Consider the following 19,715-nt stretch of genomic DNA (forward strand, 5'->3'; position numbering starts at 1 on the left):
GGCCATGTCCCGCAACGGTAAATGCCGCCATGTCGATTTTGCAGGCCATCAGAACCTTTTTCTTTTACCTGCTGCTGGGCACCAGTTCGTTTCTCTGGTGCACCCTGAGCTTTTTTATTGCGCCGTTCCTGCCGTTCAAGGCGCGCTATCGCTTTATCAACGTCTATTGGTGCCGCTGCGCGTTGTGGCTGACCAAGGTGTTCCTGAACATTCGCTTCGAGATCAAGGGCGCTGAAAACGTACCGGACCAGCCGTGTGTGATTCTGTCGAACCACCAGAGCACCTGGGAGACCTTCTTCCTCTCGGCTTACTTCTCGCCGTTGAGCCAGGTGCTCAAGCGCGAGCTGTTGTACGTGCCGTTCTTCGGCTGGGCCATGGCCATGTTGCGCCCGATCGCCATCGACCGTGACAACCCCAAGGCGGCGCTCAAGCACGTCGCCAAGAAGGGCGATGAACTGCTCAAGGATGGCGTGTGGGTGCTGATCTTCCCGGAAGGTACGCGGGTACCCTTTGGGACAGTCGGCAAGTTCTCTCGCGGCGGTACCGCATTGGCAGTTAACGCCAACCTGCCGGTGTTGCCGATTGCGCATAACGCCGGCAAGTTCTGGCCGAAGGCGGGTTGGGCAAAACGCGCGGGCACCATCACTGTGGTGATAGGCGAGCCAATGTACGCAGAAGGGGAAGGCCCACGCGCCATTGCCGCGCTGAATGACCGTGCCCAGGCATGGAATGAAGCGCAGCAGCGGGCCATGGGTTCCCTGCCGCCGGAGCCGATTGTGGTGGAGACGCCGGTGGTATGAGCATCTGTGGATAACCTGTGTACGCTTTGTTGGCGAATTGGCTTTTTTTGATCCTAATAACTTGATTTACTTAGATATTTCCAAATCCAATAAAATCGAAAAAAACGTGCATAAGTTTTTTCCGCATTAAAAAACCGGTCCTTGAGACCGGTTTTTTATGCACAGCGCAAAGGTACGTTTTAGCCGTCGTCCAGCAAGGGCAGCTGCAGGCTGAAAGTGGTGCCTTTGCCCACGGTGCTTTCACACTCGATACGGCCCCCATGACGCTCCACCACCGCCTTGACCATGCTCAGTCCCAACCCCAGCCCTTCGCTGCCTTGGGCCGAGTCAAAGCGTTTGTACTGGCTGAACAGTTCAGGCAAATCCTCGGCGGCTATCCCTGGGCCCTGGTCACTGATGCGGCATTCCAGCCAGCCTTGCGCGCTGCTGTGTCGCAGCCGGACAGTGGTACCGGACGGGGAATATTTGATCGCGTTCTCCAGCACATTGAACAATGCGCGGGTGAGCAGCGATTGATCGGCTGACACCATCCCTTCGTCGGCCTCATCCAGATCGTGGACCAGGTGAATCCCCTTGAGCTGGGCGATTACGGCCACTTGATCAAAGGCATCCATTACCAACATGGCAAACAGCGTAGGCTCGAACTGGTAGCCATCGGCCTCAGCCCTCGCCAGTTGCACAAATGATTCAGTCAGGCTCAAGGCACGGCGTACTTGTTGCTCTATCTGGGCAAATATCGGTGACTCACTGCCGTGCACATCCAACAGGGCGAGGATCGCCGAATGGGGGGCGCGCAAGTCGTGGGAGAGGAAGCGCAGCATGGTTTCCCGATGCTGCTGGGCCTCGCGTTCCTTGCTCAGATCGGTAAGGCTCAACAGCCAGCCAAGCGCGACATCCCCTTCGGCCGGCAGCAAGGGGGCAAGTTCCATGCGCAGGCTGCGTTGGTGGATATCCCGAAACTCAACGAGTTCCAGTGTCGAGAGGGTAGGGCGTACGCCATTGTGCAGCGGCGGATAACCGAGGTCTGCCAGCTGCTCCAAAAGGTTATGGTTGATCAAGTCATTGCCGAACACTTCCCGGGCGATGCGGTTGGCCAACAGGACATTACCCTGGGTGTCTGTGATCAGTGTCGCCACCGGCAGGCATTCCAATCCATCGGCCATAAACCGTCGGGTGTCCCGCGTACGACTGACGGCTTGCTCCAAGGCAAAGATACGGCCCTGCAATACGTCCCCCTTATTGGCGGGTGCACGGCGGCGCTCGGGCAAGACTTTGGGTTCGTTATCCAGGCGCGCCAATTCCCAGCCGAAGTAGGCCAGGATCACGCTGAGACGCCGCCAGTTCCAGATCAGGTAGCTGAGCAGCAAACCGATCCAACAGGCCGCGGGCGACCACCAGTAGCCCAGGCGCAACAAGGCCGCTGAACCGAGCAAGGCCATGCACATGCACCCCAGGGTCATCCACAGCGCATAGCGTGGACGGTAGAGCAGCAGGCCCAGCAGCATCGCCACCAGGGACGTTGCCATCAATGCGGCCAGCCAACCGGGCATGTCGACGATACTTCGACCTTGCAGCAAGCCATTGAGCACATTGGCCTGGATCTCCACACCCGCTGTGGTGCCGGCCATAGGAGAGAGCGGTGTGACAAAGCGATCGCCCATGCCCGACGCTGTCGCCCCGACCAGAATCAGACGGCCCCGTAACCGCTCAGGAGGGACCTCACCGTGTAATACGCTGGCATAAGACACACTCGGGAAATGGGTGTCGGCAGCAATAAACGGGATACGGACCGCATGCTCCCGGTGCCAATCCTGGGTGATCGATGGCAGAGGTTCCCCGGGCATCTCGGCCGATTGCCCGCTCATCGCGAAAGCCAGCCACGCTAACTGAAGCGCCGTGGCACCGGCTGGCCCCTCGCGCATATACAGCCTGCGGACCACGCCATCGCTATCCGCCTCCACATTGATATGCCCGACACCCTTGGCACATTTGAGCAGCGACAGCATTTGTGCCCCAGACTGGCTGTAGCTGGCCGAATCGTCACGAGCCAAGGGCAACAATACGTTGCCGGCGTTGCACACCGCGTCGGCCAGGCGCTTGTCATTGACCGGGTTACCGGGCTCGCTGAAGACCACATCAAACAGGATACCGGCCGGTTGCGCCGCGCTCAGACGATCGATCAGGTCGGCGTGCACACTACGCGGCCAGGGCCACTGGCCGAGTTTTTTCAGGCTAGGGTCATCGATGGTCACCAGCAGGATACGCGGGTCCACCGGCAACGGTGCCAGACGACGAAGGCTGTCGTATAGCGGGTTGTTCAAGGCCAGGCCAGGACTCATCGAGAGGTAGGCAGTGATTGGCAACAGCAGCAAACCGATCCATAACCACTCACGTACCAGACCGTGGAACAGGCGCTGGGCATGGGTGGGTTGGCGCTTTTCGGCCTTTCCCCAGAGCATCATGGATCAACGCGCCTGAGTTGTTGGCGTGCGATAGAAGATGGCATAGACCCCCGATTCCTCCTCAGGCGTTGCATGGCGTAAGCCGACACACGTACGTGATAGAGCGACGCGTTGAGCCCAGTGAAGCTCATTTTCGACGCGGTGGAAAAAATTTCCTGCTGGATGTTCATAACGGCGGGGATTCCAAAGGGCATCCACTATCGGGGCACAGGAGTTTACGACAGCGCACGCGTCGGCTGATCCTTTTCCTTAACGCCTGGAGCCGGTATCTTTCCCACATCGGTATGGAAGACTTTCAATGGCGTATTCGCTTATTGATCCCAGCGTACCGAGAGATCCAAGGGGTCGACGAACCTGAGCACAATTCTTCAGATTCATTGACCGGCATCTGCGCAGTACGTGCCCCTCAATACGACTGCCGTACTCTTCAAGAAGAAAGGACCCACCCATGCGTGTCGCAATATTGGATGACGAACCCGCTGAATTGCGACGGGTGGAACAGACACTGCGACAAATCCCCAGCACCGCCGAACAACCCTGGTCCCTGCATTGCTTCGAACGGGGCGAAGACCTGCTGCGTCAGTTGCGCCGGGAGACCTTCGACCTGCTGATACTCGATTGGCAACTGCCCGACATCACCGGTATTGCCTTGCTGCGCTGGACCCGTGAACACATGGAGTCGCCACCTGCAGTCATCATGCTCACCAGCCGTGATGCCGAAAGCGATATCGTCAGCGCATTGAACAGCGGGGCCGACGACTACGTCAGCAAACCCTTTCGGCCTAACGAACTGAAGGCACGAGTGACAGCCGTTCTACGTCGGCATGGCCTGCAGAGATCGGCAACCCCTGAAGTGCAGAGTTTCAACGACCTGACCTTCGACGATGCAGAGTTGACCGTCACACGCGCAGGCAAACCGATCAACCTTACCGAGCGCGAATACCGCCTGGCGAGCTGCTTGTTCGCCAACCTGGCTCGGCCGCTGTCGCGCGAGTACCTTTATGAGCGGTTCTGGACCCATGAAGAAATGGTGTCCTCCCGGCCACTGGATACGCATATCTATCGGCTACGCAACAAGCTCGGGCTTACCGCTGACAGGGGTTGGCAATTGTTGACGATCTATGGGTATGGGTATCGATTGGAGAGTGTGGCGGCGGCTTCTTCTCATGGATAAAAAACGATGTTCCACGTGGAGCATTTTGCAGAAGATGATTTCCACGCAATAAAAAAGGCCAACGCTATGCGTTGGCCTTTTTATTTTGGGCGTAGTGCCTGTATCAGAAATCCAGGTTAGAAACTGCCAGGGCATTGCTCTCGATGAAGTCACGACGAGGTTCGACCGCATCACCCATCAGGGTGTTGAAGATCTGGTCTGCGCCAATGGCGTCTTCGATGGTAACGCGCAGCATACGGCGCTGGGCTGGGTCCATGGTGGTTTCCCACAGCTGATCCGGGTTCATTTCGCCCAGACCTTTGTATCGCTGGATCGTATGGCGCTTGGTGCTTTCCGCCATCAACCAGTCCAGGGCTTCCTTGAACTCCTTGACCGCTTTCTTACGCTCGCCACGCTGAATATAAGCACCGTCGTCCAGCAGCGTGCTCAGTTGCGCGCCGAGGGTCACTACAGTCTTGTAGTCGTTGCTGCCGAAAAAGTCGCGGTTGAAGGTGACGTAATTCGACAGGCCGTGGGAGATCAATTCGACCTCTGGCAACCACACGTTACGCTCACGGTCTTCACGCAGGCTGGCTTTGTACACCAGGCCGGATTTTTCGACAGTGCGCAGGCGCACTTCGTACTGGGCTAGCCATTCCTGCATGTGTGCGTGGTCGCCCAACTGTTCCAGGCTTACGGACGGCAAGTAGATGAAGTGCTCGGTCAGTTCCTGTGGGTACAGGCGCGACAGGCGCTTGAGCGTCTTCATCACCATACGGAAGTCGTTAACCAGACGCTCCAGCGCCTCGCCGGAGATCCCCGGGGCTTCGTCGTTCAAGTGCAGGCTGGCATCTTCCAGGGCCGACTGCGTCATGTACTCTTCCATGGCGTCGTCGTCTTTGATGTATTGCTCTTGCTTGCCTTTCTTCACTTTGTACAACGGCGGCTGGGCGATATAGATGTAGCCACGCTCGATCAGCTCCGGCAACTGACGGAAGAAGAAGGTCAGCAGCAGGGTACGGATGTGCGAACCGTCGACGTCAGCATCGGTCATGATGATGATGTTGTGATAGCGCAGCTTGTCGATGTTGTACTCGTCACGGCCAATACCGCAGCCCAGTGCCGTGATCAAGGTGCCGACTTCCTGGGAGGAAATCATCTTGTCGAAACGAGCCTTTTCGACGTTGAGGATCTTACCCTTCAACGGCAGGATGGCCTGGGTGCGACGGTTACGACCCTGCTTGGCGGAACCGCCAGCAGAGTCACCTTCCACCAGGTACAGTTCGGAAAGGGCAGGGTCCTTCTCCTGGCAGTCAGCCAGTTTGCCTGGCAAGCCGGCAATATCCAGCGCACCTTTACGGCGGGTCATTTCACGGGCTTTACGCGCCGCTTCACGGGCACGTGCGGCGTCGATCATCTTGCCGACAACCAGCTTGGCTTCGTTCGGGTTTTCCAGCAGGAAGTCGGAGAAGTACTTACCCATCTCCTGTTCAACCGCAGTTTTCACTTCGGAAGACACCAGCTTGTCTTTGGTCTGGGAGCTGAACTTAGGATCCGGCACTTTCACCGAGATGATTGCGGTCAGGCCTTCACGGGCATCGTCACCGGTGGTGGCGACTTTGTGCTTCTTCGCCAGGCCTTCGGCTTCGATGTAGGTGTTCAGGTTACGCGTCAGCGCCGAACGGAAACCCACCAGGTGAGTACCACCGTCACGCTGTGGAATGTTGTTGGTGAAGCACAACAGGTTCTCGTTGAAGCTGTCGTTCCATTGCAGGGCGATTTCCACGCCGATGCCGTCTTCACGCTGGATGTTGAAGTGGAACACCTGGTTGACCGCAGTCTTGTTGGTGTTCAGGTATTCAACGAACGCACGCAAGCCACCTTCGTATTTGAACAGCTCTTCCTTGCCGCTGCGCTCATCCTTGAGGACGATGCCGACACCGGAGTTGAGGAAGGACAATTCACGAATCCGCTTGGCCAGGATGTCCCAGCTGAAGTGGATGTTCTTGAAAGTTTCAGCCGAGGGCTTGAAGTGGATCTGGGTACCGGTGCTTTCGCTGTCGCCAACGATTTTCATTGGTTCCTGCGGTACACCGTGGACATAGGTCTGCTCCCAGATCTTGCCACTGCGGCGAACGGTCAGGATCAGCTCTTCGGACAGAGCGTTCACCACCGACACACCCACACCGTGCAAACCACCGGAGACTTTGTAGGAGTTGTCGTCGAACTTACCGCCGGCGTGGAGCACGGTCATGATGACTTCTGCTGCCGACACACCTTCTTCTTTGTGCACATCTACCGGGATGCCGCGACCGTTGTCGCGCACAGTAATGGATTCGTCCGGATGGATGATGATGCTGATGTCGTCGCAGTGACCGGCCAAAGCTTCGTCGATGGAGTTGTCGACCACCTCGAACACCATGTGGTGCAGACCGCTACCGTCATCAGTGTCGCCAATGTACATACCGGGACGTTTGCGTACGGCATCCAAACCTTTCAGCACTTTAATGCTGGTCGAGTCGTACGTGTTTTCTTCGCTCATGCCTTCACTCCCGATGGTCGTGGGTCTGGGTGATACGGCCTTGTTCCACGTGGAACAAAGCGACTGGCGTTTCCGTCTGCCAGCCTTCCCTCAATAATTCGTGGTCTACACAGGTGATAAACACCTGGCAGCGTAAGTCTTCCAACAAGCGGCATAACGCACGGCGGTGTTGCTCGTCGAGTTCAGACGGCAAGTCATCCACCAGATAAATACACTGACCACGTCGGGCTTGGCTAACCAGATGCCCCTGGGCGATCCGCAGTGCACACACCACCAACTTCTGCTGGCCGCGGGACAAGATATCCGCAGCATTGTGTGCGCCTAATCTAAGACGCAAATCAGCCCGTTGGGGTCCGGCCTGGGTATGGCCAATTTGCTGATCCCGCTGCAGGGACGTCGCGAGCACTGCACTCAGCTCACGTTCTTTGTCCCAACCACGGTAGTAACTCAGCGTCAGCCCCTCGAGATCCAACAACTCACTCAAGGTCTGCTCAAAGACTGGTTTCAAGGCTTTGATATAGGCGCGGCGGTATTCATCTATTTCATCGCTGGCCAGGCACAATTCCCGGTCCCAGGCCGCTTGCGAAGCGGCGTCAAGTGTACCATGCCGCAGCCATGAGTTCCGCTGCCGCAGGGCCTTCTGCAGGCGCTGCCAAGTGGCCATGAATCGCGGTTCCACGTGGAACACTCCCCAGTCGAGAAACTGCCTGCGGATCTTTGGCGCGCCTTCCAACAAGCGGAAGCTGTCAGGGTTGATCAGTTGCAACGGCAGGATCTCTGCCAGTTGCGCAGCACTGCGAGCGTTTTGCCCGTCGATGCGAATCTGGAACTCACCGCCGCGATCTCGAGAAATCCCCAGGCTGCTGTGCCCGCCTTCTGCCAGTTCGACTTGGCCAAATACCGTGCAGGCCAGTTGTTCGTACTGAATCACCGGCAACAGGCGGGCACTGCGAAAGGAACGGGCAAGCCCTAGCAGGTGGATGGCTTCCAGCACGCTGGTTTTGCCACTGCCGTTGGCGCCGTGGAGGATATTGATACGAGGGGAGGGGGAGAAGGTCACCGGGTGCAGATTGCGCACCGCGGTGACCGAGACGCGACTAAGGGACATCTAGCTTCTGCTGGGCATGATTACAGGCGCATCGGCATAACAACGTAAGCCGAGTCGTCATTATCGGATTCCTGCACCAGGGCGCTGCTGTTGGAGTCGGACAGGATCAGGCGAACCTGTTCGGTGGTCATCACACCCAGCACGTCCAGCAAGTAGCTCACGTTGAAGCCGATTTCCAAAGTGCCGCCGTTGTAATCTACGCCCACTTCCTCTTCCGCTTCTTCCTGCTCCGGGTTATTGGCCTGGATTTTCAACTGACCGTTGGCCAGTTGCAGACGAATGCCCCGGTACTTTTCGTTGGACAGGATCGCGGTGCGGCTGAACGCTTCACGCAGGGCCTGGCGATCACCGATAACCAGCTTGTCCCCGCCTTTAGGCAGAACGCGCTCGTAATCCGGGAACTTGCCGTCGACCAGCTTGGAGGTGAAGGTGAACTCGCCGGTGGTCGCGCGGATATGGTGCTGACCCAGCACGATGCTGACATTGCCATCCGGCTCAGTGAGCAGGCGCGCCAGTTCGAGAATACCCTTACGCGGCACAATCACCTGGTGACGGTCAGGTTGACCGATATCGGCGCGCATCGAGCACATCGCCAGACGGTGACCGTCAGTGGCCACGGCGCGGATGATGCCTTCCGACACTTCCAGCAGCATGCCGTTGAGGTAGTAACGTACATCCTGCTGGGCCATGGCGAAGCTGGTGCGCTCGATAAGACGGCGCAGTTTGCTTTGCTCCAGGCTGCAGGTCAGTGAGCCAGGGCCTTCTTCCACAGTCGGGAAATCATTGGCCGGCAAAGTAGACAGCGTGAAACGACTGCGACCCGCCTTGACCACCAATTTCTGCTCATCAACCTTGATGTCGATCAGCGCGTCGTTCGGCAGGCTTTTGCAGATGTCCATCAGCTTGCGCGCGGGTACTGTGATCTCGCCAGGTTCAGCGGGCTCTTCCAGTTGCACGCGACCGACCAGCTCGACTTCCAGGTCGGTACCGGTTAGGGACAATTGCTGGCCTTCGACCACCAGCAATACGTTGGAGAGCACCGGCAAGGTCTGTCGGCGCTCGACGACGCCTGCGACCAGTTGCAGGGGTTTCAACAGGGCTTCGCGTTGAATGGTGAAATGCATGGTCTAGTCCCTTGCCTTAATAAGCTGCGCTGGTGTCATCAAGTAGTCAGTGTACGCAGCAGGTTCTTGTAGTCCTCGCGAATATCCGCGTCGGATTCCTTAAGTTCGTTGATCTTGCGGCACGCGTGCAAGACCGTGGTGTGGTCGCGGCCGCCAAACACGTCACCGATTTCCGGCAAGCTATGGTTGGTCAACTCCTTGGAGAGTGCCATGGCCACCTGACGCGGACGCGCCACCGAGCGCGAACGGCGCTTGGACAGCAAGTCGGAAATCTTGATCTTGTAGTACTCGGCCACGGTGCGCTGGATGTTATCCACACTCACCAGTTTGTCCTGCAATGCCAGCAAGTCTTTCAGGGATTCGCGAATCAGCTCGATGGTGATGTCGCGGCCCATGAAGTGAGAGTGCGCAATGACACGCTTGAGCGCACCTTCCAACTCACGCACGTTGGAGCGAATGCGTTGGGCAATGAAAAACGCGGCGTCGTGGGGCAGATCGACTTTCGCCTGGTCGGCCTTTTTCATCAGGATCGCTACGCGGGTTTCCAGCTCCGGCGGCTCTACCGCAACGGTAAGGCCCCAGCCAAAGCGCGACTTCAAGCGTTCTTCCAGGCCTTCGATTTCCTTCGGGTAACGGTCACTGGTCAGGATGACCTGTTGGCCGCCTTCGAGCAGGGCGTTGAAGGTGTGGAAAAACTCTTCCTGGGAACGCTCCTTGCGCGCGAAGAATTGAATGTCATCGATCAGCAATGCATCAACGGAGCGGTAGAACCGCTTGAACTCGTTGATCGCATTGAGCTGCAGGGCCTTGACCATGTCAGCCACGAAGCGCTCCGAGTGCAGGTACACAACCTTGGCATTCGGGTTCTTCTTTAATAGGTGGTTACCCACAGCGTGCATCAAGTGGGTCTTACCCAAGCCAACGCCGCCATACAGGAAGAGCGGATTGTAACCATGCTTGGGGTTATCGGCGACCTGCCAGGCGGCCGCGCGGGCCAGCTGGTTGGATTTACCTTCGACGAAGTTCTCAAAGGTGAACGTGCGGTTCAGGTAGCTGGTGTGCTTGAGCGCACCTTCGACCTGCACCGTGCGCTGCTCGGCGCGGACCGGAGCCTGCTGGGAACTGGCACCCGCCATCGGATCGAAGCTGTCGCGGGACGGCTCTTCATTGATAGGCGCGTTGTTCTGCGACGAGGATTTCGAAGGCGTCTGGGCAACCGGCGCTGGCGAGTTATTGACAGGCGCCACAGGGGCTTGAGCCTGCGAGGCACTCGCTGCGAGCGGAGCATTCGGTGCAGCGCGAGGTGCCGAGCTGCGTTTGCTGCCTATTAATAAGGAGAGCACGGGCGCAAGGCCATTGCCGTGTTCATCGAGCAATTCGAGAACGCGGCTCAGGTACTTCTCGTTGACCCAGTCGAGAACAAAACGATTGGGCGCATAGACGCGCAACTCGTCGCCTTCGGCTTCGACCTGTAGCGGGCGGATCCAGGTGTTGAATTGCTGGGCAGGCAGCTCATCGCGCAAAAGCTCCACGCACTGCTGCCAAAGTTCCACTGACACGGATATCCCCTAAGTTGAAAGCCGGTGAGGCAAAAACAGCCGCCATTGTAGCGGCCAGCAGCCCACTTATCCACATGTAGGTTGCTCACAGGCCAGCCAAAATCAATGCCTTAACTGCAAAAAATGCGACAGATGGTCTGTGCATAAGCTCTGTGGATAAGCGCACCTGAGCTCGTTGTACAAGTGGGGTCGAAAGTCTGTGGGTAACTGGCCTGTGGATAACATGCCATTCCACACACAGCTTATCCGACAGCGCAGCACAGGCAGAGCACCGCTTCTCCCCCATGTTGTCATTCTCTGTACAGCACGTGGAATATGGCCTTAAGGCAGTTATCCACAGAGGATGGCCTGCCTAGCTTTTATAAGCTTTACAGAAAAGCTTTAAATAACTTCCTTCTTTATTTTTATATCTATGGCATTGCTCATGGAAGCAGAACGGAAAGAAAAGGTCTGGAGGCCCGTAAAGATCTAATTGAAGGAAAAGCTGGTTGGAAATTGACCTAGAGGCTTGCTTTCTCTAGAATCGCCGGTCTCTTAAAACGGGGGCCATTCCGGCCCGTTGTGGACGAACCAGGTAACAACGCCATGAAACGTACTTTCCAACCAAGCACCATCAAACGCGCCCGTACCCACGGCTTCCGTGCTCGCATGGCTACCAAGAACGGCCGTGCTGTCCTGTCGCGTCGCCGCGCCAAAGGTCGTGCGCGTCTGGCAGTTTGATAATCCGGTACTGGTGGTGAGTCAGGACTTCAGTCGGGAAAAGCGTCTGCTAACCCCCCGGCACTTCAAGGCAGTCTTTGACTCCCCCACCGGCAAGGTTCCGGGGAAAAATCTCCTGCTCCTTGCGCGTAACAACGATCTTGATCACCCCCGTCTCGGGTTGGTGATCGGCAAGAAGAGCGTAAAGCTCTCCGTTGAGCGCAATCGCCTCAAGCGTCTGATGCGCGAATCGTTTCGCCTCCACCAGGACACTCTGGTTGGTTGGGATATTGTTATCGTCGCGCGCAAAGGCTTGGGGGATGTAGAAAACCCCGAATTGATTCAGCATTTCGGCAAGCTCTGGAAACGTCTGGCGCGTACCAACAAACCAGCACCAGCAGTCAGCACCGAAACTGTAGGGGTAGACAGCACCGATGCGTAAACTGGCACTCGTTCCGATCCAGTTTTATCGCTATGCCATTAGTCCTCTGATGGCCAGCCACTGTCGTTTCTACCCCAGTTGTTCCTGCTACGCGTTAGAGGCCATAGAAAATCATGGTCTTCTGCGCGGTGGCTGGCTGACCTTTCGTCGTTTAGGTCGCTGTCATCCGTGGAATCCCGGTGGTTATGACCCGGTTCCACCTATCCCTACCTCCCGTTCTTCTTCGATGGCCGAGTAATCATGGATATTAAACGCACGATCCTGATCGTCGCCCTGGCAATCGTGTCCTACGTCATGGTCCTTAAGTGGAACCAGGACTATGGCCAGGCTGCCCTGCCGACTCAGAATGTTGCTGCCAATGCTGTTCCAGCGGGACTTCCCGATACAGTAAGTGGCACCAATACTGCCGCCAGTGATGACATTCCACGGGCAGCGGGCGAAACAAAAGCACCTGCCGAAGTTGCAGTTGCCACAAGCACCGACCTCATCCAGATCAAGACGGATGTATTGGACCTGGCTATCGACCCGCAAGGTGGCGATGTTGCCAAGCTGACACTTCCGCTGTATCCGCGTCGTCAGGATCACCCGGAAATCCCATTCCAGTTGTTCGATAACGGTGGCGAACGTGTTTACCAGGCACAAAGTGGCCTGATCGGCACCAACGGCCCTGATGCGAGTGCAACCGGTCGTCCGATTTTCTCTGCGGAGAAGAAGAGCTATCAACTGGCAGATGGCCAAGACCAACTGGTCGTGGACTTGAAGTTCAGCAAGGACGGCGTCAACTACATCAAGCGCTTCACACTCAAGCGCGGCCTGTACGACATCGTTGTCACCTATTTGATCGACAACCAGAGCGCCCAGCCTTGGACCGGCGCAATGTTTGCGCAGCTCAAGCGTGACGCCAGTTCCGATCCATCGTCCAGCACTGCGACGGGTACCGCGACTTACCTGGGCGCTGCCCTGTGGACAAGTTCGGAGCCGTACAAAAAAGTATCCATGAAAGACATGGATAAAGTGGCCGAAGACAAAACCAAGGCGCCGATCACCTATAACGTGAACGGTGGCTGGGTAGCCTGGCTGCAGCACTACTTCGTGACCGCGTGGATTCCTCAGCCGGGCCAGAACAATTCCGTACTGGCGCGCAAGGATAGCAAAGGCAACTACATCATCGGCTACACCGGCCCGGCGATGACCGTGGCTCCAGGTGCCAAGGCTGAAACCAGCGCTACCCTGTACGCCGGCCCGAAAAGCCAGGCGGTGCTGAAAGAGTTGTCCCCAGGTCTGGAACTGACTGTGGACTACGGCATCCTGTGGTTCATTGCCCAGCCGATCTTCTGGCTGCTGCAACATATCCACAGCATCGTCGGTAACTGGGGCTGGTCGATCATCTTCCTGACCATGCTGATCAAGGGGATCTTCTTCCCACTGTCGGCCGCCAGCTACAAGTCGATGGCGCGCATGCGTGCCGTGGCCCCTAAACTGGCCGCACTGAAAGAACAACATGGCGATGACCGGCAGAAAATGTCGCAGGCCATGATGGAGCTGTACAAGAAAGAGAAGATCAACCCGCTGGGTGGATGCTTGCCGATTCTGGTACAGATGCCGGTATTCCTGTCGCTGTATTGGGTACTCCTGGAAAGCGTTGAAATGCGCCAGGCACCGTTCATGCTGTGGATAACTGACCTGTCGATCAAAGACCCGTTCTTTATCCTGCCGATCATCATGGGCGCGACCATGTTTATCCAGCAGCGCCTGAACCCGACGCCGCCGGATCCGATGCAGGCCAAGGTGATGAAAATGATGCCAATCATCTTCACCTTCTTCTTCCTGTGGTTCCCGGCTGGCCTGGTTCTGTACTGGGTGGTCAACAACGTGTTGTCGATCTCTCAACAGTGGTACATCACACGTAAAATCGAAGCGGCTACCAAAAAAGCCGAGGCGTAATTTACTCTGTGGATAACCACTCAAGACGCCCCCTAGTGGGGCGTTTTGCTTTCCGTCACTTTTATTCTGGAACCTGCTGATGAGCGCTCCTCGTGAAACCATCGCTGCTGTCGCTACCGCTCAAGGTCGCGGCGGTGTCGGTATCGTTCGTATTTCCGGACCGCTCGCCGGGATTGCCGCTAAGGCCATTAGCGGGCGTGAGTTGAAGCCGCGCTACGCCCATTACGGCCCGTTCCTGGGTTCTGATGAGGAAGTATTGGACGAAGGCCTGGCCCTGTATTTCCCGGGACCCAACTCCTTCACGGGTGAAGACGTGCTGGAATTGCAGGGGCACGGCGGCCCGATCGTTCTGGATATGTTGCTGCAACGCTGCCTGCAGTTGGGTTGCCGCCTGGCCCGCCCGGGTGAGTTCAGTGAGCGGGCATTCCTCAACGACAAGCTCGACCTGGCACAGGCCGAGGCGATTGCCGATTTGATCGAGGCCAGTTCTGCACAAGCTGCACGCAATGCACTGCGCTCTCTGCAGGGTGCTTTTTCCCTGCGTGTGTATAACTTGACCGAACAGTTGATCAGCTTGCGCATCTACGTCGAGGCAGCGATTGATTTTCCTGAAGAGGAAATCGACTTCCTTGCCGATGGTCATGTATTGGCGATGCTGGATAAGGTCCGTGATGAATTATCCACAGTCCTGCGGGAAGCCGGGCAAGGCGCGTTACTGCGAGACGGCATGACCGTCGTGATCGCTGGGCGTCCCAATGCCGGCAAATCCAGCCTGCTCAATGCGCTGGCGGGGCGTGAAGCAGCCATTGTCACCGAGATCGCCGGCACCACCCGAGATATCCTGCGCGAACATATCCACATCGATGGCATGCCGCTGCACGTCGTCGACACCGCCGGTTTACGCAATACCGATGACCAGGTGGAAAAGATCGGCGTGGAACGCGCGCTCAAAGCCATCGGCGAAGCAGACCGGGTACTGCTGGTGGTGGACGCCACCGCGCCGGAGGCTGTGGATCCTTTTGCATTGTGGCCGGAATTCCTCGAGCAACGGCCGGACCCGGCCAAAGTCACCTTGATTCGTAACAAAGCCGACCTGACGGGTGAAGCCATTGCGATGGAAACCAGCGCTGATGGCCACGTCACTATCAGCCTGAGCGCCAAGTCTGCGGGTGAGGGCCTGGAATTGCTGCGCGAGCATCTCAAGGCCTGCATGGGTTACGAGCAGACGTCGGAAAGCAGCTTCAGTGCGCGCCGCAGGCACCTGGAGGCGCTGCGCCATGCAAGCGCGGCATTGGAGCATGGCCGGGCGCAGTTGACCTTGGCGGGGGCGGGGGAGCTGCTGGCTGAGGATCTTCGCCAGGCGCAGCAGCTGTTGGGAGAAATCACCGGCGCATTCAGCTCCGATGATTTGTTGGGACGGATCTTCTCCAGCTTCTGTATCGGCAAGTAGCAGCAGGCTTGCCAGCGATAGCGACCTGAAGAGCATTTTGATTCTTCAGGCCATCATCCATCACCAGTTGTACGAAACAGTCCCAAGCAGTGTACGGCTGTCACCCCAGTAGCAGCGGCCCGCGTCGTTGCAGCCAGAAACGTACTCCTTGTCGAACAGGTTCTTGGCGTTCACGTCCACTGACCAGTGCTTGTCGATCTGATAGCCGACGGCTGCGTCCACCAGAGTGACGCTCCCAGCATCCAGCTTTCCGTACAGGCTTGGCTGGGTGTAAGAAAACGTACTGTCGAAATAGCGCACACCGCCGCCCAGGGACAAACCCTTGAGTTGGCCATCGAGGAAGCGGTACTTGCCCCACGCCGAGGCCTGGTTGCGCGGAACCCCCGTCATCTGATGCCCCTCGACCAGCGAGGTAGCCGAGTCCTTGGTAATACGAGCGTCAGTGTAGGTGTAGGCTGCGGTCACATTCAGGTTGGGCGTGATGTTGCTGTTCACCTCGACCTCGGCCCCTTTGGCCCGGCTTTCGCCCACCTGGCGGTAGCTGTTGGTGGTGGCGTCGAGGTAGGTGTCGTCTTCCTTGCGCAAGTCATACACCGAGAGGGTCATCGCCGTATCCCAGCCGACCGGTTCGTACTTCACACCTACTTCGTACTGACTGCTGGTGATCGGCTTCAACGGTGAGCCGGCGTTGGAGATCTGCTGTACAGGCACAAATGCGGTGGAGTAGCTGACGTACGGCGTCAGGCCGTTGTCGAACTGGTACATCACCCCGCCCTGGTAGGTAAACTTGCGGTCTTCGGAGCCGGTGTTGCTGGCCTTGTTGACCTTGTCGCGGAAATCACTGTCGACCCAGTCCTGGCGGCCGCCCAGCAGGAACAACCAGTGGTCATACTTGCTCTGGATTTGTGCATAAACCCCCTTCATCTGCTGCTCGAGCAAGGTGTTTTGCACAGCCACCGGGGTAAGCGGCTCACGCAGGTACACGGGGTTATACACATTGATGCTGCCGGCGAAGCCTGCGTCCCAATCCTGGTTGAACGAGGTGCGGTCGTAACTGGCACCGAACAGCACCGTATTTTCCAGGTCCCCGACCTGGAATTTGCCTTCCAACTGGTTATCCAGGGAGTAGACCATCGACTTGTTGTAGCGGTCGTAGGCCGTCATGTTCAGTTGGGTGCCGAAACCGCCATTGTTCAATGTGCCCGGCCAGGTTTCGTGACGGTTGATGCGCGATTGCATGTACCGCGAGTTCTGGCGGAACTGCCACTCATCATTGAAGTTGTGGCTGAATTCGTAGCCGCTGCTCCAGGCTTCACGTTCGAACGTATTCCAGTCCGGGTCGCCAAGCATGGTGTGCTTGGACAGCTTTCCGTTCGGATTTGTAAGCAGGGTCCCCGCGGCGGGTAGGCCGAGTTCGAGATTGGTGTGGTCCTTTTGGTAATTGGCCAACAGAGTGAGCGTGTTGAAGTCGTCGAAATTCAGGGTCAATGAAGGCGCGATGTACAGGCGATCATCAGGAACATGGTCAGTCTGCGTATCGGACTTGCGGCCGAGCATCACCACCCGGCCAAGGATGTTGCCGCTGTCGTTGAGTGGACCAGAGATATCCACACCCAACTGACGCCGATTATTCGAGCCATAACCGAGCTGCACTTCACCCTGCGGCGTGGCAGTCGGATGTTTGCTCACCAGGTTCACTAAACCGCCAGGCGCGTTTTCACCGTACAGCAGGGAAGAGGGCCCACGGAAGATTTCGACCCGCTCCAGGCCATAGGGCTCACTGGTGGTGTCGTACCGATTGCCTTGTACGCGCAGGCCATCTCGCAGCAGGCCGTAGCCGTAATCCGTGGCATTGAAACCGCGGATGAAGAACAAGTCACCCGCGAGACCGTCGCCAGCAGCAAAGGGCGGCGCGAAGATACCTGGCACGTAGCCCAATACTTCAGTCAGGGTCTGCGACTTCTGGTCCTTGATGCGCTGGCCGGTGACGACCGACACCGAACGCGGTGTTTCCGACAGAGGTGTGCTGGTCTTGGTGCCGATACGGCTGTTTTGCGCTTTGTAGCCCACATCCCCGGCAATCTCTTGATTGAACCCAGCCTGTTGATAAGTGCTGACCGTGGTGGGCGCGAGCGTGAGTTGCCCTGTAGGAATGGCCTGCAGGACATAGCTGCCAGGCGCCTGGACTACCGCTTGTAACCCCGAGTTCTGCAGCAACAGCGCAAAGCCTTGCTCAACCGAATAGTCACCTTCCAGCCCGGTGGTGTTCAAGCGCGCGGTTTGCTGGGGCGAGAAAGACAGAATCACATTCGCCCTGGCGGCAAATTGGCTCAAGGCATTGTCCAGGGGACCGGCCGCAATGGCGTAATGCTGCACCGCGCTGGCGGCCATGGCGTCACTGGATAGCAAAACACCGGCTGTGGCTGCCGTGCCGAGCAGCAGGCTGCACGTCATACCGTGGTAGGAAAGTCGCTGGCGGAGCTTGGTGCGAAGGCGCATAGGTGGGTAAGCCCTGAAGGTGGCGTCGTGATTACCTTTAGGGCCGTGCCAGGTAAAAAAAAGATAACCCCTTGTGAGGATATTTTTTGCGATCAAGCGATTCGCTTCACCGAAACCCAATAGCGCGTGAAGTATTTCACCTGAATGGGCAAGGTTGCCTGCAGATTCGCCAGTACCGCATCGGTGGAGTCGAGGCGGAAAGTCCCGGAAACACGTAGGCGTGCACTAGCCAAGTCGCATTTCAGGACGCCGGGACGGTAGCGGGCAAGGTCTTCGATCACATCTCCGAGGCGAGCATCCAATACGATCAGCTGGCCATCGACCCAGGCAGCCTGGGACCCGCTATACGTGTGGCCAAGCCCTATGTTTTGACGATCAAAGTCAGCGCTTTCACCGGCACCGAGCAGTCGAGCATGGTTGGGCCGGTCACCAGGGGCCACACTTACGCGATCCTCCAGAACACCGACACGCGTGGAATCTGGCAACTGGCGCACTGTAAACCGAGTACCCAATGCCTGGACTCGGCCTTGGCGGGTTTCGACATAAAAGGGCGTGTGCCCGCCCAACTTGCCGGTGTGGATAAGTACTTCACCTTCACGCAGCCGGATCAAACGTTGGCGCCCGTCGAAGATCACGTCAATCGCCGTGCTGGTATTCAGATCAATCCGTGTGCCGTCAGCCAATGCGATACGCTGGCGTTCCCCCACAGACGTCCGGTAGTCGGCCCATACATTGCCCAGGGAGGTGTGTTGCTGGACATGCCAGCCCAGGCACCCGGTACCGCCCATTACCAGCATCCACTTCAATACCTGACGACGTTGTTGCGTGGTCGACAATGCCCGGCGGGTGAAATCCTGGGGCAGGGCGCCGAGACTGCGCTGCAATTGCTCCATCTGGTTCCACGCCGCCTGATGGGACGGATCGCCGTTGAGCCATTGTTGCCAGGCAAGGCGTTCAGCGGCCGTAGGCGTTTGGGATTGAAACTGTACATACCAGTGAGCAGCGGCCTCGAAGGTCTTGCGATCGGGGGCGGCCATTACAGGCTGGCCATGATCAGCGAGCATTCAGTCAATGCACGGATCATGTGCTTCTTCACCGTGGTCAGCGACACCTGCAGTTGATCGGCGATCTGTTGATAAGTCAGCCCCTCGATCTGCGATAACAGGAAGATCCGTCGCGTTCGCTCGCCGAGTCCGGACAGGGCTTTATCCACAGCCACCAGCGTCTCGATGATGATGGCCTTATCTTCTTCACTGATGGCCATGGCTTCAGGCCGTTCGGCCAAGGTCTGCTTGTAAGCCTGCTCGATGGCATGCCGGCGATAACGATCAATCACCAGGCCCCTGGCGATGGTCACCAGGTAGTCACGCGGTTCAACGATCTGCGCCGCATGCCGCCCACCCAGAATGCGCACGAACGTATCGTGCGCCACATCCGCTGCATCGCAGGCGTTATGCAACTTACCTTTGAGCCACCCGTGCAACCAGGAGTGGTGCTGCTCGTAGATGTTCTGAACCGCAGCCGTGTGTGAAGAAGGGGACATAGGGCATGACAAGCTAGGTTAATGATAATCGCTATTATTAACTGCCTGGCTGTTTTCTCACAATAGATCTCTTTTTGACGTGCTCACCCCCGAATAGAAAGATTCGGTTGGCTTCGTCGTGGGCGAAATTCACACCATTGCACGGATTTCTTTGGATTAAGCCCTGTGAATAACCGCCCCTGTGCCCAGTTGATAACAGGGCTCGAAACCTGAGTAAAAACCCCTCTGTGGATAACCACCTGTTTAATCCACAGGCTTAAAGCACTTATCCAAGGGCCTCATTGGCACATGACCACAGACTTTTGAATCGCTGTACACATTGTAAATAAAGGCCTGTAGAGATCTATCCACAGAAACGGTGCTCAGTAGAAATAAACATAAAAACAAAGA

15 protein-coding genes are annotated in these 19,715 nt (G+C 57.3%); 7 read left to right on the forward strand and 8 right to left on the reverse strand.

The annotated features are described in order from the left end of the window. Positions 1–29: 29 nt before the first annotated feature. Complete coding sequence (locus tag BM416_RS11340; RefSeq protein ID WP_065926814.1) at positions 30–800, forward strand: lysophospholipid acyltransferase family protein; 771 nt, start codon at positions 30–32, stop codon at positions 798–800. A 179-nt stretch (positions 801–979) separates the two neighbouring features. Here the strand turns inward: BM416_RS11340 and BM416_RS11345 are convergent, their stop codons facing one another. Further along, a complete protein-coding gene (locus BM416_RS11345; protein WP_092488130.1) occupies positions 980–3,262 on the reverse strand; it encodes a CHASE2 domain-containing protein in 2,283 nt (760 codons plus the stop codon). Positions 3,263–3,710: 448 nt separating this feature from the next. Here BM416_RS11345 and BM416_RS11350 point away from each other — a divergent pair, with 448 nt between their 5' ends. After that, a complete protein-coding gene (locus BM416_RS11350) occupies positions 3,711–4,436 on the forward strand; it encodes a response regulator transcription factor (RefSeq protein WP_065937906.1) in 726 nt (241 codons plus the stop codon). 103 nt (positions 4,437–4,539) lie between these two features. Here the strand turns inward: BM416_RS11350 and gyrB are convergent, their stop codons facing one another. Genes gyrB through dnaA form a run of 4 tightly spaced genes read right to left on the reverse strand, consistent with a single transcriptional unit; the run spans position 4,540 to position 10,748 of the window. Beyond that, positions 4,540–6,957, reverse strand: a complete 2,418-nt coding sequence (gyrB, locus tag BM416_RS11355; protein ID WP_065937907.1) for a DNA topoisomerase (ATP-hydrolyzing) subunit B — start codon at positions 6,955–6,957, stop codon at positions 4,540–4,542. Between the two features lie 4 nt (positions 6,958–6,961). Then, entirely contained in the window at positions 6,962–8,065 is a 1,104-nt protein-coding gene (gene recF / locus BM416_RS11360; RefSeq protein WP_010565854.1) for a DNA replication/repair protein RecF, read from the reverse strand. 20 nt (positions 8,066–8,085) lie between these two features. Further along, positions 8,086–9,189: a DNA polymerase III subunit beta gene (gene dnaN / locus BM416_RS11365; RefSeq protein ID WP_065926810.1), complete on the reverse strand. Its 1,104-nt coding sequence runs from the start codon at positions 9,187–9,189 to the stop codon at positions 8,086–8,088. Positions 9,190–9,227: 38 nt separating this feature from the next. After that, on the reverse strand, positions 9,228–10,748 hold the full coding sequence (gene dnaA / locus BM416_RS11370) for a chromosomal replication initiator protein DnaA (protein ID WP_092488131.1): 1,521 nt from the start codon (positions 10,746–10,748) through the stop codon (positions 9,228–9,230). Positions 10,749–11,333: 585 nt separating this feature from the next. On the opposite strand from dnaA, the gene rpmH reads away from it, so the two are divergent. The 5 genes from rpmH (at position 11,334) to mnmE (ending at position 15,283) form a co-directional block, all read left to right on the forward strand. Further along, positions 11,334–11,468, forward strand: a complete 135-nt coding sequence (gene rpmH, locus BM416_RS11375; protein ID WP_003213577.1) for a 50S ribosomal protein L34 — start codon at positions 11,334–11,336, stop codon at positions 11,466–11,468. Between the two features lie 16 nt (positions 11,469–11,484). Continuing rightward, on the forward strand, positions 11,485–11,889 hold the full coding sequence (gene rnpA / locus BM416_RS11380; RefSeq protein WP_053128141.1) for a ribonuclease P protein component: 405 nt from the start codon (positions 11,485–11,487) through the stop codon (positions 11,887–11,889). Continuing rightward, positions 11,882–12,127 (forward strand): membrane protein insertion efficiency factor YidD, encoded by a 246-nt coding sequence (yidD, locus tag BM416_RS11385; RefSeq protein WP_010207715.1) that lies wholly within the window; start codon positions 11,882–11,884, stop codon positions 12,125–12,127. Before rnpA ends, yidD begins: the two co-directional genes overlap by 8 nt. Positions 12,128–12,129: 2 nt before the next feature. Next, positions 12,130–13,833: a membrane protein insertase YidC gene (gene yidC, locus BM416_RS11390; RefSeq protein WP_065937909.1), complete on the forward strand. Its 1,704-nt coding sequence runs from the start codon at positions 12,130–12,132 to the stop codon at positions 13,831–13,833. Between the two features lie 79 nt (positions 13,834–13,912). Continuing rightward, positions 13,913–15,283 carry a tRNA uridine-5-carboxymethylaminomethyl(34) synthesis GTPase MnmE gene (mnmE, locus tag BM416_RS11395; RefSeq protein WP_092488132.1) on the forward strand — a complete coding sequence of 457 codons (1,371 nt, stop codon included), beginning with the start codon at positions 13,913–13,915 and terminating at the stop codon, positions 15,281–15,283. Between the two features lie 60 nt (positions 15,284–15,343). On the opposite strand, the gene BM416_RS11400 is transcribed toward mnmE, so the two are convergent. From BM416_RS11400 to BM416_RS11410, 3 genes are all read right to left on the reverse strand, one after another. After that, positions 15,344–17,782, reverse strand: coding sequence for a TonB-dependent siderophore receptor (locus BM416_RS11400; RefSeq protein ID WP_092488133.1), 2,439 nt, complete (start codon positions 17,780–17,782; stop codon positions 15,344–15,346). Between the two features lie 92 nt (positions 17,783–17,874). Beyond that, positions 17,875–18,819, reverse strand: a complete 945-nt coding sequence (locus BM416_RS11405) for a FecR domain-containing protein (protein WP_092488134.1) — start codon at positions 18,817–18,819, stop codon at positions 17,875–17,877. Further along, positions 18,819–19,325: a sigma-70 family RNA polymerase sigma factor gene (locus BM416_RS11410; protein WP_092488135.1), complete on the reverse strand. Its 507-nt coding sequence runs from the start codon at positions 19,323–19,325 to the stop codon at positions 18,819–18,821. Before BM416_RS11410 ends, BM416_RS11405 begins: the two co-directional genes overlap by 1 nt. Positions 19,326–19,715 lie beyond the last annotated feature (390 nt).

It is taken from the genome of Pseudomonas sp. NFACC42-2 (assembly GCF_900116055.1).
Lineage (GTDB): Bacteria > Pseudomonadota > Gammaproteobacteria > Pseudomonadales > Pseudomonadaceae > Aquipseudomonas > Aquipseudomonas marginalis.

Excerpts from the sequence above, each read along its gene's own strand:
- BM416_RS11340 (WP_065926814.1), top strand. The coding sequence starts at position 30 with ATGTCGATTTTGCAGGCCATCAGAACCTTTTTCTTTTACCTGCTGCTG.
- BM416_RS11345 (WP_092488130.1), bottom strand. The coding sequence starts at position 3,262 with ATGATGCTCTGGGGAAAGGCCGAAAAGCGCCAACCCACCCATGCCCAG.
- BM416_RS11350 (WP_065937906.1), top strand. The coding sequence starts at position 3,711 with ATGCGTGTCGCAATATTGGATGACGAACCCGCTGAATTGCGACGGGTG.
- gyrB (WP_065937907.1), bottom strand. The coding sequence starts at position 6,957 with ATGAGCGAAGAAAACACGTACGACTCGACCAGCATTAAAGTGCTGAAA.
- recF (WP_010565854.1), bottom strand. The coding sequence starts at position 8,065 with ATGTCCCTTAGTCGCGTCTCGGTCACCGCGGTGCGCAATCTGCACCCG.
- dnaN (WP_065926810.1), bottom strand. The coding sequence starts at position 9,189 with ATGCATTTCACCATTCAACGCGAAGCCCTGTTGAAACCCCTGCAACTG.
- rpmH (WP_003213577.1), top strand. The coding sequence starts at position 11,334 with ATGAAACGTACTTTCCAACCAAGCACCATCAAACGCGCCCGTACCCAC.
- yidD (WP_010207715.1), top strand. The coding sequence starts at position 11,882 with ATGCGTAAACTGGCACTCGTTCCGATCCAGTTTTATCGCTATGCCATT.
- yidC (WP_065937909.1), top strand. The coding sequence starts at position 12,130 with ATGGATATTAAACGCACGATCCTGATCGTCGCCCTGGCAATCGTGTCC.
- mnmE (WP_092488132.1), top strand. The coding sequence starts at position 13,913 with ATGAGCGCTCCTCGTGAAACCATCGCTGCTGTCGCTACCGCTCAAGGT.
- BM416_RS11400 (WP_092488133.1), bottom strand. The coding sequence starts at position 17,782 with ATGCGCCTTCGCACCAAGCTCCGCCAGCGACTTTCCTACCACGGTATG.
- BM416_RS11405 (WP_092488134.1), bottom strand. The coding sequence starts at position 18,819 with ATGGCCGCCCCCGATCGCAAGACCTTCGAGGCCGCTGCTCACTGGTAT.
- BM416_RS11410 (WP_092488135.1), bottom strand. The coding sequence starts at position 19,325 with ATGTCCCCTTCTTCACACACGGCTGCGGTTCAGAACATCTACGAGCAG.